The organism is Hansschlegelia beijingensis, assembly GCF_014196425.1.
Classification (GTDB): Bacteria; Pseudomonadota; Alphaproteobacteria; order Rhizobiales; family Methylopilaceae; genus Methylopila; species Methylopila beijingensis.
Map to the genome: position 1 here is coordinate 36,542 of NZ_JACIDR010000008.1, position 16,233 is coordinate 52,774.

The following is a 16,233-nucleotide window of genomic DNA, read 5'->3' on the forward strand; positions in this document are numbered from 1 at the left end:
CGCCTCCCGGCCGGTCGTCAGACCGGCCGGACCTCCTCGACTTCCGGAACGAAGTGCCGGAGCAGGTTCTCGATGCCCTGCTTCAGCGTCGCGGTCGACGACGGGCAGCCGGAGCACGACCCCTTCATGTTGAGGTAGACCACGCCTTCGCGGAAGCCGCGGAAGGTGATGTCCCCGCCGTCCATCGCGACCGCCGGGCGGACGCGGGTCTCGATCAATTCCTTGATCGTGTCGACGGTCTCGGCGTCGGCGTCCTCGAAGAACTCCTCGCCCGGCGCCTCGGCCTCGCCGCCTTCGGCCAGCAGGGGCGCGTCGGACAGGTAGTGCTCCATGATCGCGCCCAGGATGGCGGGCTTGAGATGCTGCCACTCGCCGGCCGACTTGGTCACGGTGATGAAGTCGGAGCCGTAGAACACCCCCGTCACCCCGTCGATCGCGAACAGCCTCTGCGCCAGCGGAGAGCGCGCGGCGTCCGCAGGCTCCTTCATCTCGAGCGTCGAGCCCGGAAGCACGTCGCGGCCCGGCAGGAACTTGAGCGTCGCCGGGTTAGGCGTGGCTTCGGTCTGGATGAACATGTCTGGGACCTCTCGAAGTTCACCGAGACATGGGGGTTTTGGGACCGGGGGTCAATCGCCCGGCCCCCGGGGCCGCTCAGGCGCGGCGGATCAGACCGACGATGTCCTTCACCGCCGCCATCGTCGTCTCGGCGATCGCGTCCGCGCGCTCGGCGCCATGTCCGAGCACCCGGTCGATATGGCCGGGATCGGCGACCAGCCGCTTCATCTCGGCGTTGATCGGCGCGAGCTTGTCGACCGTGAGGTCCACCAGCGCCTGCTTGAACGCCGAGAACTGGGCGCCGCCATACTGGGCGAGCACCGCGGCAGCGTCGCTGTCGGCGAGCGCGGCGTAGATGCCGACGAGATTGTCAGCCTCCGGACGATCCTTCAGGCCCTCGACCGTCTCCGGCAGCGGCAGCGGGTCGGTCTTGGCCTTGCGGATCTTGGAGGCGATCTGGTCGGCGTCGTCCGTCAGGTTGATGCGGGAGGCGTCCGAGGGCTCCGACTTCGACATCTTCTTGGAGCCGTCGCGCAGCGACATGACCCGGGTGGCGGGTCCTGCGATCAGCGGCTCGGGAAGCGGGAAGAACTTTTCGTCGAGGCCGTTCGCGGCGATGGAGGCGGCGAAGTCGTTGTTGAACTTCTGCGCGATGTCCCGGGCGAGCTCGAGATGCTGCTTCTGATCCTCGCCGACCGGCACATGGGTCGCGCGGTAGAGCAGGATGTCCGCCGCCATCAGGTTCGGATAGGCGTAGAGGCCGACGGAGGCGTTCTCGCGGTCCTTGCCGGCCTTCTCCTTGAACTGCGTCATGCGGTTCAGCCAGCCGAGGCGGGCGACGCAGTTGAAGATCCAGGCGAGTTCGGCGTGGCCCGACACCTGGCTCTGGTTGAAGACGATGTGCTTCTCGCCATCCACGCCCGCGGCCAGGAACGCCGCCGCGACCTCACGGATCGAGCGCCTGAGCTCGGCCGGATCCTGCCAGACCGTGATCGCGTGCAGGTCGACCACGCAGTAGATGCAGCCGAAGCGATCCTGCAGCTCCACGAACCGCTTGATGGCGCCCAGATAGTTGCCGAGGTGCAGGTTTCCCGTCGGCTGGACGCCGGAAAACACCCGCTGCGGAACGCTCGCCATCGTCTTCGATTGCCTCATGATTGACGGCGCGTTATGGCGTCCGGCTGACGGCCGCGCAAGGGCCGCGACCCCCATCCCACATTCGCCGTCAGGAGCTTACGGATGACGCCAGCCAAGTACGACGTCCTCGGCATCGGCAACGCGATCGTCGACGTGATCGCCCGAACCGACGAGGCGTTCCTGGCGCGCGAAGGGCTGGCCAAGGGCTCGATGAGCCTGATCGACGAGGCGCGGGCCGAGACGCTCTATGGAATGATGGGCCCGGCGATCGAGGCTTCGGGCGGGTCGGCCGCCAATACGCTCGCGGGGCTCGGCTCGTTCGGCGGCCGCGCCGCCTTCGTCGGCCGGGTCAAGGCTGATCCGCTCGGCCAGGCCTTCCGGCACGACATCACCGCCGTGGGCGTCGACTTCGACACGCCGGCCGCGCCCGACGGGGTCTCGACGGCTCGTTGCTTCGTGCTGGTCACGCCGGACGGCGAGCGGACGATGAGCACCTATCTGGGCGCCTGCCAGGCGCTGAGCGTCGACGACATCGACGAGGCCGCCGTCAAGAGCTCCAAGGTCGTCTATCTCGAGGGTTATCTGTGGGACCCGCCGGCCGCCAAGGAGGCCTTCCGCAAGGCGGCCGCGCTGGCCCATGAGGCCGGCCGCAAGGTCGCGCTGACGCTCTCCGACTCGTTCTGCGTCGATCGCTATCGCGCCGAGTTCCTCGCGCTGCTGCGGGACGGCGACGTCGACATCCTGTTCGCCAACGACAGCGAGCTCAAGGCGCTCTACGAGACCGGCGACATCGACGCGGCGGTCGAGGCGGTCGCACGGGACGCGAAGCTCGCGGCCGTGACCCTGGGCGCGGAAGGCTGCGTCATCGTTCAGGGCGACGAGCGGATCCGCGTGCCGGCCGCGCCGGTGGACGGCGAGATCGTCGACAAGACCGGCGCGGGCGACCTGTTCGCCGCCGGTTTCCTGTACGGCTACACCAACGATCTCGACCTGAAGCGGGCCGCCGAACTCGGGTCGCTCGCAGCGGCGGAGGTGATCAGCCATGTGGGGGCCCGGCCGCAGGTCGACCTGCGCAGCCTGGCCCAGGGCCGCGGCCTGCTCTGAGGGGCGCGGCGTCGCAGCCGGTTTGCCTCTCGGGTCAGGAGCCGGGCATCGTGAGCTCATGACGCCGCTCCCGGTCTTCGACGGTCATAACGACGTCCTGCTCCGCCTGCGCGAACTCGGGCGCCCCGACGGCGGCGTCCGGGCCTTTCTTGAAGGCGGCGCAGGCGGGCATCTCGACCTGCCGCGAGCGCGTGAGGGCGGGTTGTTCGGCGGCCTGTTCGCCGCCTTCACCCCGTCGCGGCAGCTTGGCGTCGACTATCTCGCGCTCATGCGCGCCGCCCAATACGACGTCCCGACGCCCGAGCCGCTGCCGCTCGCCGAAGCGCAGGCGGCCACGCTCGCGATGGCGGCGATTCTCCTGCGGATCGAGCGCGCCTCGGAGGGCGCGGTCGCGACTTGCCGCAGCGTCGCGGACATCCGCCGGGCGAAGGAGGCCGGCTCGCTCGCGGCCGTGCTCCACATCGAAGGCGCCGAGGCGATCGGGCCCGACCTGGACGCGCTTCACGTGCTGTACGCGGCCGGGCTTCGGTCGCTCGGGCCGGTCTGGAGCCGGCCGAACGTCTTCGGCTACGGCGCGCCGTTTCGCTTCCCGTCCTCGCCCGACATCGGCCCCGGCCTAAGCCAGGCCGGACGGGATCTCGTGGCCGAATGCGACGCTCTCCGGATCGTCCTCGACCTGTCGCACCTCAACGAGGCCGGCTTCTGGGACGTCGCGCGGCTATCCCGCGCTCCGCTCGTCGCGACCCACTCGAACGCGCACGCGCTTACGCCCCACGCCCGCAACCTGACCGATCGCCAGCTTGACGCGATCCGCGACACCGGCGGGCTGGTGGGACTCAACTTCGCGACCTGCTTCCTGCGCGAGGACGGCAGGATGCGCGCCGACACGCCGCTCGAGACGATGGCGCGCCACCTCGATCATCTGATCGGCCGGCTCGGCGTCGACCATGTCGGCTTCGGATCGGATTTCGACGGCGCGGTCGTGCCGTTCGAACTGCACGACGTCGCGGGCCTGCCGCGCCTGATCGAGGCGCTGCGCCAGTATGGTTTCGACCAGGAGACGCTGGAAAAGCTCGCCTGGCGGAACTGGCTCGCGGTGCTCGAGCGGATCTGGGGCGGCTGAGGTCAGCCCGGCCGCCGCGTCCATGGCCGGGTTCCTGCCGGCACCTCCAACTGCGCAGGCGCCCCGGTCGGCTGGAGATAGTACGGCACGTCCGGCCACTTGCCGGCCGCGAGCTGGCGCCGCGTGGGCTCGTTGACGACTTCGAAGGCGTCGAACCCGCAACGGCGCATCAGCGGCATCTGGTCGATCAGCACGTCGCCGGTGGCGCGCAGTTCGCCCGCAAAGCCGTAGCGCTCGCGCAGCACCCGGGCCATCGAGCTCGCCCGGCCGTCGGCGAATTTCGGAAACACCAGCGCGACCAGCGAGACGCGGTCCAGATAGGGCGCGAGCTCCTCGAGCGCTTCGTCCGGCTGGACCACGACGCCGAGCGGGGCGTTGCGGGCGGCGAGCGCCTGGCGTTCGGCGAGGAAGCGCGTGAGCGGCAGAAGGGCCGGGCCCTCCGGGACGGCCGCGTCGGGCGCCACGCGCTCCCATTCGTCGGCTTCGAAGCGCCCATTGCGCCACAGCGCGGGCTCGGCGGGAGCAGAGGCGGCCGGGGCGGCGACGGACGTCGCCGCAGGCTCGACGGGGACTCGCGCAAGGGCGTTCATATCCCGCTTCCTTCGTGTTCGAGCGTGTCGCGGACGTGAATGCCGCACTCGGTCTTCTGCAGTCCGCGCCACCGCCCGGCGCGGGGGTCCTCGCCAGGCTTGACCCGGCTGGTGCAGGGCATGCAGCCGATCGACAGATAGCCGCGCTTGACCAGCGGATGGGCCGGCAGATCGTGGTCGCGCCTATAGCTCTCGAGATCCTCCGCCGTCCACTCGGCGAGCGGATTGACCTTGATCCGCCGCCCGTCGCCCTCGAACAGCGGCAGGTTGGCCCGCTGCGCGTTCTGGAAGCGCTTGCGGCCGGAGATCCAGGCGGGGAAATCGCCGAGCGCGGCGGCGAGCGGCTCGACCTTGCGTATGCGGCAGCAGAGGTCGGGATTCGTCTGCCAGAGGAAGCTCTCCGGGTCGAGCCGCGCCAGCCGCTCCGGCCTTGGGCCGGTGGACCGGACGTCGGTGAGGCCGATCCGGCTGACCAGCTCGTCGCGGTAGGCGAGCGTCTCCTCGAACAGCTGTCCGGTGTCGATGAAGATGACCGGCGTGGCGGGGTTCACGGCGCCGACCAGATGCAGGAGCACGGCGGAGTCGGCCCCGAAGCTCGAGACGAGCGCGATGCGGCCGCGGAACAGGCTGTCGATCGCCGCGCGCAGGATCGCCTCCGCGCTCCGGCCGCGGTGCAGGCGGTCGAGATGCGCCGCGAGAGACGTCGCGCGCTCGGCGGCGCGGGCCTCGCTGACCCGCGGCAGCGGGAGATCAGGCCGCTCCATAAAGCGCCTCTTTGAAGGGCTTCTGCCCGACGCGCCGCACCGCCGCGAGGAAGCTCTCCTGCGGGCCTTCGCGCAGCTTCAGATATGTGTCGACCACGGTCTCCACCGCGCCTCCCACGTCCGCGATGGAGAAGCCCGGCCCGATCAGCGCGCCGACTGCGGCGTTCTCGTCGCCGGAGCCGCCGAGGGTGATCTGGTAGACCTCCTCGCCCTTCCGATCGACGCCGAGCAGGCCGATGTGGCCCGCGTGGTGGTGGCCGCAGGCGTTGATGCAGCCCGAGATCTTGATCTTGAGCTCGCCGATTTCCTTCTGTCGCTCCGGCGCGCCGAAGCGACGCGACAGGTCCTGGGCGACAGGGATCGAGCGCGCGTTGGCGAGAGCGCAATAGTCGAGCCCGGGGCAGCAGATGATGTCGGTGACGAGCCCGGCGTTGCCGTCCGCGAGCCCGGCCTCCCGAAGTCCGGCGTAGAGCGCCGGAAGGTCGTCCAGCGCGACATGCGGCAGGACGAGGTTCTGCTCGTGGCTCACGCGGATCTCGCTCTGCGAGTAGCGCTCGGCGAGATCGGCGACCGCCTCCATCTGCGCGTCCGTGGCGTCGCCGGGGATGCCGCCGACCGGCTTCAGCGAGATGGTGACCAGGCCGTAGCCGGCCGTCTTGTGCGGCGTCACGTTGCGATCGACGAAGTCCGCGAAGTCGCGGCTGTCGGCGCGGGCGGCCTCGAGCGCGCTCGAACGCGCAGGCCGCTCGGGCAGGGCAGGGGGGGCGAAATAGGCCGCGATCCGGCGGATCTCCTCGTCGGGCAGCCGCAGGATGTCCGTCTTCAGGACCTCCTGGAACTCGGCCTCGATCTGGCGGGTGATCTCCTCCGCGCCCGTCTCGTGGACCAGGATCTTGATCCGGGCCTTGTACTTGTTGTCGCGGCGCCCGTTCAGGTTGTAGACGCGCATGATCGCCTCGACATAGGCGAGCAGGTCCTGCTCGGGCAGGAAGTCGCGAACCTTGTGGGCGATCATCGGCGTGCGGCCCTGGCCGCCGCCGACATAGACCGTGAAGCCGAGAGCGCCTGTCGCGTCGCGCTTCAGCTGAAGGCCGATGTCGTGGAACTGGATCGCGGCGCGATCCTCGTCGGCGCCGATCAGGGCGAGCTTGAACTTGCGCGGCAGGTACGAGAATTCGGGGTGAACCGAGGACCATTGCCGAAGAATCTCGGCGTAGGGCCGCGGATCCGCGACCTCGTCCGCCGCCGCGCCGGCGAAATGGTCGGCGGTGACGTTGCGGATGCAGTTTCCGGAGGACTGCAGGGCGTGCATCTCGACCGAGGCGAGATCGTCGAGGATCGCCGGGATGTCCTTCAGCGCCGGCCAGTTGAACTGGATGTTCTGACGGGTCGTGAAATGCCCGTAGCCCCGGTCATAGGTGCGCGCGATGTGCGCCAGCATCCGCATCTGGGGCGACGACAGCGTGCCGTATGGCACCGAGACCCGCAGCATGTAGGCGTGAAGCTGCAGATAGACGCCGTTCATCAGACGGAGCGGCTTGAACTGCTCCTCGGTGAGCTCGCCCGACAGGCGGCGCTCGACCTGGTCCCGGAACTGGGCGGTGCGGGCTTTGACGAAGCCATGGTCGAATTCGTCGTAGCGGTACATCCGGATGGCTCCTCAGGCGCCCGCGGCCGCCGACGGATCCGGAAGGATCGTCGGGCCGAAGGCGCGAATCTGTTCTCTCAGGCGCAACGGGCGCAGGCCGGCCGGCTCGCGCGCCACGTCGATCGCATAGGATTCCACGACGATCTGCTGGGCCTCGGCGCGCTTGCCAGCGTCGAGCCCCGCGGCGAGCGCCGCCGGCCCGGAGAGCGGCGCGGCGTGGTCAAGGCGCGGGGTCCATCCCCCCTTGGGGTCGAGATAGACCACCACCCCGTCGTCGAGGCGATTGGCTGTGACGACCTGCGTCTCGGCCCGGGTCTTGGCGCCGGACTTCTGGATCGGTGCGGACATTCGAGAAGTTCCTTCAGGCGGCTTCGGTCGCGTCGCGCGGGCGCGGAGCGAGCACGTCGGCTTCCGCAGGACGCGCCTGCGCAAGCGCGCGGCCGATGAGGATGAGAACGGGACCATCGAGGTCCGCCCGCCCGGCGAGCGCGGGCAATTCGCTGAGGTCGCCGAAGAGGATCCGTTCGTTCGGCTGGGCCGCGTTCTCGACGGCGGCGACCGGCGTGTCGGCGGAGAGCCCCGCCTCGACAAGCCGATCTGCAACGCCGGCCGCGACGGAGCGGCCCATATAGACCGCGACAGTGGCGCCCTGCAGCGCCAGCCCGGCCCAGTCGGGCAGCGTGCGGCCATCGACGTCATGCCCGGTCGCGAACACCAGGCTCGACGCGACGCCGCGGAGCGTGAGCGGCGCGCGCGCGGACGCGGCGGCGGCGAATGCGGCCGTCACGCCGGGGACCACTTCAAAGGGAACTCCGGCCTCGGCGAGCGCCGTCATCTCCTCGCCGGCCCGGCCGAAAATCAGCGGATCTCCGCTTTTCAGGCGCACCACCCGGCGGCCGGCCGACGCCTCGCGCACAAGAAGCGCGCAGATCTCGTCCTGGGCGACCTCGTGCCGGCCCTTGCGCTTGCCGACCGAGATGCGCTCGGCGTCGCGGCGGCCCATCGCGACGACCGCCTCGGGAACGAGAGCGTCGTACACGATCACGTCGGCTTCCTGCAGAACCCGCTGGGCGCGCAGCGTCAGCAAGTCGGTGGCCCCGGGGCCCGCGCCGACCAGCCAGACGAAGCCGGAAGCGTCCGGCTTCTCGGCCATCATGCGCATTGCGGCCGAGCGCGCGCCCGCGATGTCGCCCGAGAGCGCGCGCGCCGCCACAGGCCCGTCGAACAGTCGCGCCCAAAACCGCCGGCGCGCCTCGCCGGCCGGCAGCAGCCGCGCGACCGTGCCGCGCAGGCCGTCCGCCAGCCCGGCCAGGCGACCGAGTTCGGGAGCGAGCATCGCCTCGATCCTCGCCCGCACGTGGCGCGCCAGGACGGGCGCAGCCCCCTCGGTGCCGACCGCGACGACGAGCGGCGCGCGGTTGACGATCGCGGGAGTGATGAAGTCGCAGAGTTCCGGCCGATCGACGACGTTGACCGGCACGCCGGCGGCCCGCGCGGCTTCGGCGATCCGCCGGTCTTGCTCTTCGTCCTCCGTCGCCGCGAAGGCGAGGGCCGCCTCTTCGAGGTGGCCGGGGGTGAAGGGCTCCACCAGCAGGTGAGCCTTAACGCGCGCGACGTCCGCGAGAAGTTCCGCGCCGGGACGATCCGAGATCACGACGAGCCGGGCCGACGTCTCGCCGAGAAGGCGCGTCTTGGCCGCCGCCGCCGGGCCGGAGCCCACGATCAGGACCTTGCGGTCAGCGACGCGGTGAAACGCAGGAAAGGATGAAAGGCGCGGCAATGGGCGCTCCGGCGAAAGGCGGATCTGAATTCTACATATGGAAGAGCGATGGAGAAATAAATTACAAAATGTAACTGTAATAATATTCCGCGCGCCCTGGTGATCTCGGCGATCGAGCCCGCGCTCGGCGCCGCGCGACGTTTTGCAGCGACCCGGCTAACATCCTGCCGCCTTCTTGCGCCGCCAATGGACAACGTGACCCGGCTCCCGCGGAGAAACAGGAGCTCTCAGGTTGCCGTTTCGGTCTCCGCCCTCTATCAACTCGGGCCGGGGACGTCTGGTATTGTTGCTTCACGTGCGCCGCTTGCGGCGCGCGTCCTTCCGCGCAGGTGGCCCATGTCCCTCATCTCCGAGCTCTCTGTTCCGGCCATCGCTCGCGCGATCTTGGCGCTCGCCGTGATCGTCGGCGGCGCGTCCGCAGGATCGCCCGCCATGGCGCAGGGAGCCCCGGGCCCGTTGCCCGTCTCGGTCGCGAAGCCCGTAAAGCGGGTGGTCACCGACAAGGCCGAGTTCACGGGGCGCTTCGAGGCCTCCGGCCTCGTCGAAGTGCGCGCCCAGGTCAGCGGCCAGCTGATGGAAGTGCTGTTCCGGGATGGCGCGGACGTCAAGAAGGGCGACCGGCTGTTCAAGATCGATCCGCGGCCTTACCAGAACGCCTTTGATCAGGCGCAAGCTTCGGTCGCCACCGCCCGCACGCGGATCGACCTCACCAAGGCGGACGTCGATCGCGCCAAGGATCTGCTCAAGACCGGCAACATCAGCGATCAGGTCGCCCAGCAGCGCAACCAGGCCTATCTCGAGGCGCAGGCCTCGCTGCAGTCCGCCCAGGCTGCGCTCGCCACCGCCAAGCTCAACCTCGAATGGACGGACGTCCGCTCTCCGATCGACGGGCGGATCGGCCGCAAGCTTGTCACGGAAGGCAATCTGATCGCGGCCGGCGCGGGCGCCACGCTGCTCACCACGATCGTCAACGTCCGGCCGATCTACTTCTATTTCGACGTCGATGAGCAGAGCTTCCTCCGCTATGTCGGCTACATCCGCGCCAATCTGGTGAACGACGCCGACGGCGGCGCGCCGGTGGAGATCTCGCTCCCGGGTTCCGAAAAGTTCACCATCAAGGGACGCATTGATTTCGCCGACAACCAGCTCGACCAGCAGACCGGCACCTTGCGGCTGCGCGCCACCATGCCGAACGAGGATGCGTCCTTGGTCTCCGGCGTGTTCGGCGTCCTGCGGATGCAGGCGAGCGAGCCCTTCGAGGCCCTGCTGGTGCCTGACGTCGCGATCCTGTCCGACCAGACCCGCAAGATCGTGATGGTCGTGGGGGCGGACAACAAGGTCGTCCCGAAGGTCGTCGAGCTCGGGCAGCTCGATGGCGATCTGCGGATCATCAGGAGCGGTCTGTCGCCCGACGACCAAGTCATCGTCGACGGCCTGATGCGCGCCCGCCCGGGCTCGCAGGTCATCCCGAAGACCGTTGATCCGACCGCGCCGGCGAGCTCGTGGGACAAGGCGGCGCAGCCGGCCGCGGGGAAGTAAGATGGGCTTCGGACATTTCTTCGTCGACCGGCCGATCTTCGCGTCGGTCGTCTCGATCGTCCTCACCATCGTCGGGTTCGTCGGGCTGCTCGGGCTGCCGATCGCGCAGTACCCCGAGATCGCGCCCCCCACGATTTCGGTCACCGCCCAGTATCCCGGCGCCAGCGCCGAGACGATCGCCGAGACCGTCGCCGCTCCGCTCGAGCAGCAGATCAACGGCGTCGAGGGCATGATCTACATGAACTCGCTCGCCACGGGCGACGGCCAGCTGCAGCTGACCGTGACGTTCCAGCCGGGCACCAACCAGGACATCGCGCAGGTTCAGGTTCAGAACCGCGTCAGCCAGGCGGATCCGCGTCTGCCGGAGGCGGTCCGCCGGAACGGCGTGCAGGTGAACAAGCGATCATCGGACTTCCTGATGGTCGTGAACCTGATCTCGCCGAAGCAGACGCTCGACACGATCTACATGTCGAACTACGCGTCGGTGAACATCATCGACGCGTTGAAGCGCATCGAGGGCGTCGGCGACATCCGGATCTTCGGCGAGCGCGAGCTCTCCCTGCGCGTCTGGCTCGACCCCAATTCGCTGGCCGCCTACGGCCTTTCGGCCGGCGACGTCGTCAACGCGATCTCCGAGCAGAACGTCCAGGTCTCCGGCGGATCGCTCGGCGCGCCGCCGTCTCCGCCCGGCACCGCACACCAGATCACCGTCACGACCCAGGGGCGTTTCAACGACCCGGAGCAGTTCAAGCAGATCATCGTCCGGGCGACCTCGGACGGGCGACTGCTGCGCCTGCGCGACGTGGCGCGGGTCGAACTCGCCGCCCGCTCCTATTCGTCGAACTCCTATCTGGGCGACGATCCGACCGTCGGCATGGGCATCTTCCAGCGCCCTGGCACCAACGCCACGGAGGCGGCCGAACAGATCAAGGCCACCATGGAGACGCTCAAGAAGGCGTTCCCGGAGGGCCTCGAATACCGCATCGACTACAACCCGACCGAGTTCATCAACGAGTCCATCGATGCGGTCGAGGAGACGATCTACGAGGCGGTGGCGCTGGTCGTCATCGTGGTGTTCATCTTCCTGCAGTCGTGGCGGGCGGCCATCGTGCCGGTCGCCGCGATCCCGGTCTCGCTGATCGCGACCTTCTTCGTGATGTCGGCGTTCGGCTTCTCGCTGAACCTGCTCACGCTGTTCGGCCTGATCCTGGCGATCGGCATCGTGGTCGACGACGCGATCGTCGTGGTCGAGAACGTCGAGCGCAACATCGCGCTGGGAAAGACGCCACGCGAGGCCGCCCACGCGACCATGGACGAGGTCGGCACGGCGGTCGTCGCGATCGCGCTCGTGCTGTGCGCCGTGTTCGTGCCGACGGCTTTCATCCCGGGCATCTCCGGCATCTTCTACAAACAGTTCGCGCTCACGATCGCGACCGCCACGGTGTTCTCAGCGATCGTCTCGCTGACGCTTTCGCCGGCGCTCTGCGCGATCCTGCTCAAGCCGCACCAGCATGGCGGTCGGCGGGGGCTCGGCCAGAGGGCCGCGGATTTCTTCAACCGCAACTTTGACCGCGGCGCGCACAGCTATTCCCGTTCGGTCGGCTGGATCGTCGGCCATCGCGCCCTGTTCCTGCTGATCTATGGCGTGCTGATCGGCGGCGCGGTCTACATGTTCTCGATCGTGCCGCGCGGCTTCATCCCGCAGGCCGACCAGGGCTATGCGATCCTGATCGCCCAGCTGCCGGAGGGCGCGAACCTGCAGCGCACCGACGAGGTGGCGCGGCGGGCCGCAAAGATCGCCCGCAGCGTTCCCGGCGTGAAGAACGCCGTCACGATCGCGGGCTTCAGCGGCGCGACCTTCTCCGCCGCCTCGAATGCGGCGACGAGCTTCATCATCTTCGACGCCTTCGAGGAGCGGAACAAGCATGGCGCGAGCCAGCGCGCGCCCGCCATTCTCGCCGAGGCGCAAAAGCGGCTCGGCGTGATCGAGGAAGCCTTCGTGATCGCGATCCTGCCGCCCACCGTGCGCGGCATCGGTCAGGGCGGCGGCTTCAAGATGTATGTCCAGGACCGCACCGGGATCGGCTTCCCCGCGCTCGAGGAGGCGGTCAACGGCATGATCCAGAAGGCCAACGCGAGCGGACAGGTGACAGGCGTCTTCACGGCCTTCAACACCCGGTCGCCGCAGGTCTATCTCGACATCGACCGAGTCATGGCGCAGCAGCTGAACGTGCCGATCCAGAACATATTCAGCGCGCTGCAAACCCTGCTCGGCACAGCCTATGTCAACGACTTCACCGCGCTCGGCCGCACCTTCCAGGTGAACGCGCAGGCGGATGCGCCCTTCCGGGTGAAGCTGGCGGACGTCTACCAGTTCAAGGTGCGTTCGACGACCGGCGCGCTTGTCCCGCTCGGCACGTTGATCACCGCGCGCAACCAGACGGGTCCCTACACGGTCGAACGGGAGAACATCTACAACGCCATCGCGGTGCAGGGTAACGCCGCGCCTGGCGTGTCGACGGGTCAGTCGATCGAGTTCATGGAGAAGCTGTTCGCCGAGACGATGCCGCCCGGGGTGCAGTTCGAGTGGGTCGACCTCGCCTATCAGGAGAAGCTCGCGGGCAACACGGCGATCTACGTGTTCGGTCTGGCGATCCTGTTCGTCTTCCTGTTCCTGGCCGCGCAGTATGAGAGCTGGGCCTTGCCGCTCGCGATCATCCTGATCACGCCGCTGTCGTTGCTGGCGGCGCTGCTCGGGGTCCACGCCCGCGCTTCGGACAACAACATCCTGACGCAGATCGGCTTCATCGTGCTGATCGGCTTGGCGGCCAAGAACGCGATCCTGATCGTGGAGTTCGCCCGGCAGCGCGAGGAGGAGGGGGAGAGTCCGGCGCAGGCCGCCATCGACGCGTGCCGGGACCGTCTGCGACCGATCATCATGACGTCGCTCGCCTTCTCGCTCGGCGTGGTCCCGCTCGCCTTCGCGAGCGGCGCTGCAGCCGAGCTCCGGCAGGCGATCGGCACCGCCGTGCTCGCCGGCATGGTCGGCGTGACGATCCTTGGCCTGTTCCTGACGCCGGTGTTCTATGTGGCGATCCGGCTGGCGGTGATCCGCTTCCGCGGGAAGAAGCAGGGCGAGAACGGCGGCCCTCCGGCCGGCGAGGACAAGCCGGGCGGCGGCGACAAGCCGCCCGGCGACGCCGCTCCGCACCCGGCCTGATCCGCACGTCCCCGCAGTCAAAGAAAAAGGAGCGGCCGCTCAGCGCGCCGCTCCTTTCTTATGTCAGGCGTGTCAGAGCCCCGGCGGTCGGATCGGGTCAGCCCTGGAGGGCGCGGGCCACGATTTCCTGAGCCTCGGCCTCGATCCGTCGGAGGTGGTCGGGGCCCAGGAAGCTTTCCGCATAGATCTTGTTGACGTTCTCGGTGCCCGAGGGCCGGGCCGCGAACCAGCCGTTCTCGGTGACGACCTTGATCCCGCCGATCGGCTCGCCATTGCCGGGCGCGCGGGTCAGGCGTTCCCGGATGGGGTCCCCTGCCAGCGCGTCGCCCTTGATCTGGTCCGGGGACAGGCTCTTCAGCAGCGACTTCTGTTTCGGCGTCGCCGGGGCGTCGATCCGGCCATAGAGCGGCGCGCCGAGCCGCTCCGTCAGCTCATGGTAGATCTCGCCCGGATCGCGGCCCATGACGGCGGTCATCTCGGCCGCCAGCAGGCCCATGATCATGCCGTCCTTGTCGGTGGTCCAGACGCTTCCGTCCCGCCGCAGGAAGGACGCGCCGGCGCTCTCCTCGCCCGCGAAGCCCATGGTGCCGCCATGGAGCCCGTCGACGAACCACTTGAAGCCGACCGGCACTTCCTTGAGCTCCAGCCCGAGCGACGCGGCCAGCCGGTCGATCACGCTGCTCGACACCAAGGTCTTGCCGACGGCGGGCCGCCCCTTCCAGTCCGGCCGGTGCGCGTAAAGGTAGGAAATCGCGGCTGCGAGATAGTGGTTGGAGTTCAGCAGTCCGCAGGACGGCGCCACGACTCCGTGCCGGTCCGCGTCGGGGTCGTTGGCGAAGGCGACGTCGAAACGATCCTGTAGTTCGATCAGCTTCGCCATCGCGTAGGGCGAGGAGCAGTCCATCCGGACCTTGCCGTCCCAGTCCGCCGTCATGAACCTGAAGGTCGGATCGACCGCGTCGTTGACGATCGTCGCGTCGAGGCCGTAGCGGTCGATGATCGGCGCCCAGAACTCGAGGCTGGAGCCGCCCAGCGGATCGATCCCGATCCGGACGCCTGCCGCGCGGATCGCCGCCATGTCGAGGACGTTGGCCAGGTCGTCCGAGTAGGCGGCGACGAAGTCGTGGCGCTGGGTGGTGGGCGCCGCCAGCGCCGCCCGCAGAGGCGTCCGGCGCACGTCCCGCAGCCCGTCTTCGATGAGGCTGTTGGCGGTTTTCTCGATCCAGCTGGTGGCGTCGCTTCCTGCCGGGCCGCCGTTCGGGGGATTGTATTTGAAGCCGCCATCCTCGGGCGGATTGTGCGAGGGCGTGATGACGACGCCGTCGGCGAGCCCGCGCTCCCGGCCGCGGTTGTGAGTCAGGATCGCGTGCGAGACCACGGGCGTGGGGGTGAACCGCGCATTGGCGGAGATTCTGACCTCGACCCCGTTCGCGGCGAACACCTCGAGCGCGCTCGCGAACGCCGCTTCGGAAAGCGCGTGCGTGTCCTTGCCGACGAACATGGGCCCGTCGACGCCCGCGCGCTGGCGGTGCAGGCAGATCGCCTGAGCGACCGCGACGATGTGCGATTCCGTGAAGTTCGACGCGAACGACGTTCCGCGGTGGCCCGAGGTCCCGAACGCGACGCGCTGCGCCGCGTCGCTCATATCAGGGCGGCCGGTGAAATACGCCGTCACCAGCGCGGGCACGTCGACCAGCGCGGACGGCGCCACCGGTTTGCCGGCGAGCGGACTGACATCTGCTGACACGAAGTTCCCCCTTTGGACGCGAACGCCGCGGCAAGATGGGGCGCCGGGGCCCCGCAGCCAAGTCAGCGGGCTAGCGTTCGAGCGTGAGCCGGTCGCGCGCGGTCTCGACCCGGCGCAGCCGCCCCAGGAAGCTCATGCCGAGCAGGTTCTCGTTCATCGCGCCGCGGGTGAGCACCACCGCGGGCACGTCGAGCACCTTGACCGATCCGATCCGGACGTCCCGGAGCACGACGCGCTTCGCGCGGACCCCGCCATTGGCGGTCGTGACGCGCGCGTCGAACCGGTCGCCGCCGGAGACGAGCCCGAGCGCCTCGCCCTGCTCGAAGGAGAGCGCCACGACGGTGGCGCCGGTGTCGACGAGCATCGGCACGCGGCGGCCGCCGATGGTGGCGTCGACGCGGAAGTGGCCGTCCGCGTCGGCCTGCAGCGTCACGGCGCCGTCGCTCTCCGCGAGCCGGGGCCGCGCAGGATCAGCGCCCTTCGGCTGCCTGAGGGCGCCCAGCTCCGAGGCCATGTAGACGGCCCCGATCACGGCGAAGGCCGCGAGCAGGATGATCTTGATCATGTCCGCGTCCGACGTGAGGTCGGGGCGGATCATGCCGCGCGGCTGGTGGGGCCCCGGTTAACGGCGCGCCGACGCGGGAGGACCTCCGCAAAAGCCCCTCAGCTTGGCTGTATGAGGCCTTTTTGGGTGATGAGGTCGACGACCTGCTGGGCGAGCTGTTCGGGTGCGTGCCGGGTGGTGTCGAGCAGGAGGTCGGGGGTCTGGGGGCGTTCGTAGGGGGAGGAGACGCCGGTGAAGTTCGGGATCTGGCCGGCGCGGGCGCGGGCATAGAGGCCCTTGGGGTCGCGCGCTTCGCAGACCGCCAGCGGGGTGTCGACGAAGATCTCCAGGAACTCGCCCTCGCCGACCAGGCTGCGGACCAGCTCGCGCTCCGCCTCGAACGGCGAGATGAAGCAGCAGATCGTGAGCGTGCCGGCCTCCACGAACAGCTTCGCCACCTCGCCCACCCGGCGGATGTTCTC

14 protein-coding genes are annotated in these 16,233 nt (G+C 69.1%); 4 read left to right on the forward strand and 10 right to left on the reverse strand.

The features are described 5' to 3' along the window. Nucleotides 1-17: 17 nt before the first annotated feature. Together GGR24_RS17200 and trpS are read right to left on the reverse strand one after the other, a co-directional pair. The gene (locus tag GGR24_RS17200) at nucleotides 18-575 is read right to left on the reverse strand and encodes a NifU family protein (protein ID WP_183396637.1); all 558 of its coding nucleotides are present in this window, start codon (nucleotides 573-575) and stop codon (nucleotides 18-20) included. A 76-nt stretch (nucleotides 576-651) separates the two neighbouring features. Beyond that, nucleotides 652-1,692, reverse strand: coding sequence for a tryptophan--tRNA ligase (gene trpS / locus GGR24_RS17205; RefSeq protein ID WP_183396653.1), 1,041 nt, complete (start codon nucleotides 1,690-1,692; stop codon nucleotides 652-654). Between the two features lie 102 nt (nucleotides 1,693-1,794). Here trpS and GGR24_RS17210 point away from each other — a divergent pair, with 102 nt between their 5' ends. Both GGR24_RS17210 and GGR24_RS17215 read left to right on the forward strand, forming a co-directional pair. After that, the gene (locus GGR24_RS17210) at nucleotides 1,795-2,796 is read left to right on the forward strand and encodes an adenosine kinase (protein WP_183396638.1); all 1,002 of its coding nucleotides are present in this window, start codon (nucleotides 1,795-1,797) and stop codon (nucleotides 2,794-2,796) included. Between the two features lie 58 nt (nucleotides 2,797-2,854). Then, entirely contained in the window at nucleotides 2,855-3,919 is a 1,065-nt protein-coding gene (locus tag GGR24_RS17215) for a dipeptidase (protein ID WP_183396639.1), read from the forward strand. Nucleotides 3,920-3,921: 2 nt separating this feature from the next. Here GGR24_RS17215 and GGR24_RS17220 read toward each other — a convergent pair whose 3' ends face one another. The 5 genes from GGR24_RS17220 to cysG are packed head-to-tail and all read right to left on the reverse strand — an operon-like array spanning nucleotide 3,922 to nucleotide 8,701. Beyond that, a complete protein-coding gene (locus tag GGR24_RS17220) occupies nucleotides 3,922-4,509 on the reverse strand; it encodes a DUF934 domain-containing protein (protein WP_183396640.1) in 588 nt (195 codons plus the stop codon). Beyond that, nucleotides 4,506-5,273 (reverse strand): phosphoadenylyl-sulfate reductase, encoded by a 768-nt coding sequence (locus tag GGR24_RS17225; protein ID WP_183396641.1) that lies wholly within the window; start codon nucleotides 5,271-5,273, stop codon nucleotides 4,506-4,508. Before GGR24_RS17225 ends, GGR24_RS17220 begins: the two co-directional genes overlap by 4 nt. Further along, nucleotides 5,260-6,921 carry a nitrite/sulfite reductase gene (locus GGR24_RS17230; protein ID WP_183396642.1) on the reverse strand — a complete coding sequence of 554 codons (1,662 nt, stop codon included), beginning with the start codon at nucleotides 6,919-6,921 and terminating at the stop codon, nucleotides 5,260-5,262. Before GGR24_RS17230 ends, GGR24_RS17225 begins: the two co-directional genes overlap by 14 nt. Nucleotides 6,922-6,933: 12 nt before the next feature. Beyond that, nucleotides 6,934-7,269, reverse strand: a complete 336-nt coding sequence (locus GGR24_RS17235) for a DUF2849 domain-containing protein (RefSeq protein ID WP_183396643.1) — start codon at nucleotides 7,267-7,269, stop codon at nucleotides 6,934-6,936. 13 nt (nucleotides 7,270-7,282) lie between these two features. After that, entirely contained in the window at nucleotides 7,283-8,701 is a 1,419-nt protein-coding gene (gene cysG, locus GGR24_RS17240; protein ID WP_183396644.1) for a siroheme synthase CysG, read from the reverse strand. Nucleotides 8,702-9,037: 336 nt separating this feature from the next. Between cysG and GGR24_RS17245 the strand changes: the two genes are divergently transcribed. Together GGR24_RS17245 and GGR24_RS17250 are read left to right on the forward strand one after the other, a co-directional pair. Beyond that, a complete protein-coding gene (locus GGR24_RS17245; RefSeq protein ID WP_183396645.1) occupies nucleotides 9,038-10,240 on the forward strand; it encodes an efflux RND transporter periplasmic adaptor subunit in 1,203 nt (400 codons plus the stop codon). Between the two features lies 1 nt (nucleotide 10,241). Continuing rightward, a complete protein-coding gene (locus GGR24_RS17250; RefSeq protein ID WP_183396646.1) occupies nucleotides 10,242-13,460 on the forward strand; it encodes an efflux RND transporter permease subunit in 3,219 nt (1,072 codons plus the stop codon). 97 nt (nucleotides 13,461-13,557) lie between these two features. On the opposite strand, the gene pgm is transcribed toward GGR24_RS17250, so the two are convergent. From pgm to cysC, 3 genes are all read right to left on the reverse strand, one after another. After that, nucleotides 13,558-15,207: a phosphoglucomutase (alpha-D-glucose-1,6-bisphosphate-dependent) gene (gene pgm, locus GGR24_RS17255; protein ID WP_183396647.1), complete on the reverse strand. Its 1,650-nt coding sequence runs from the start codon at nucleotides 15,205-15,207 to the stop codon at nucleotides 13,558-13,560. A 70-nt stretch (nucleotides 15,208-15,277) separates the two neighbouring features. Further along, nucleotides 15,278-15,772, reverse strand: coding sequence for a retropepsin-like aspartic protease family protein (locus GGR24_RS17260; protein WP_183396648.1), 495 nt, complete (start codon nucleotides 15,770-15,772; stop codon nucleotides 15,278-15,280). A 98-nt stretch (nucleotides 15,773-15,870) separates the two neighbouring features. Then, nucleotides 15,871-16,233 (reverse strand): adenylyl-sulfate kinase (cysC, locus tag GGR24_RS17265; protein ID WP_183396649.1); only part of this gene is annotated, 363 nt, incomplete at its 5' end.

Coding starts and splice junctions, on each gene's coding strand:
- GGR24_RS17215 (WP_183396639.1), top strand. CDS start 2,855: ATGACGCCGCTCCCGGTCTTCGACGGTCATAACGACGTCCTGCTCCGC.
- GGR24_RS17220 (WP_183396640.1), bottom strand. CDS start 4,509: ATGAACGCCCTTGCGCGAGTCCCCGTCGAGCCTGCGGCGACGTCCGTC.
- GGR24_RS17230 (WP_183396642.1), bottom strand. CDS start 6,921: ATGTACCGCTACGACGAATTCGACCATGGCTTCGTCAAAGCCCGCACC.
- trpS (WP_183396653.1), bottom strand. CDS start 1,692: ATGGCGAGCGTTCCGCAGCGGGTGTTTTCCGGCGTCCAGCCGACGGGA.
- GGR24_RS17245 (WP_183396645.1), top strand. CDS start 9,038: ATGTCCCTCATCTCCGAGCTCTCTGTTCCGGCCATCGCTCGCGCGATC.
- GGR24_RS17260 (WP_183396648.1), bottom strand. CDS start 15,772: ATGATCAAGATCATCCTGCTCGCGGCCTTCGCCGTGATCGGGGCCGTC.
- GGR24_RS17235 (WP_183396643.1), bottom strand. CDS start 7,269: ATGTCCGCACCGATCCAGAAGTCCGGCGCCAAGACCCGGGCCGAGACG.
- GGR24_RS17225 (WP_183396641.1), bottom strand. CDS start 5,273: ATGGAGCGGCCTGATCTCCCGCTGCCGCGGGTCAGCGAGGCCCGCGCC.
- GGR24_RS17200 (WP_183396637.1), bottom strand. CDS start 575: ATGTTCATCCAGACCGAAGCCACGCCTAACCCGGCGACGCTCAAGTTC.
- GGR24_RS17250 (WP_183396646.1), top strand. CDS start 10,242: ATGGGCTTCGGACATTTCTTCGTCGACCGGCCGATCTTCGCGTCGGTC.
- GGR24_RS17210 (WP_183396638.1), top strand. CDS start 1,795: ATGACGCCAGCCAAGTACGACGTCCTCGGCATCGGCAACGCGATCGTC.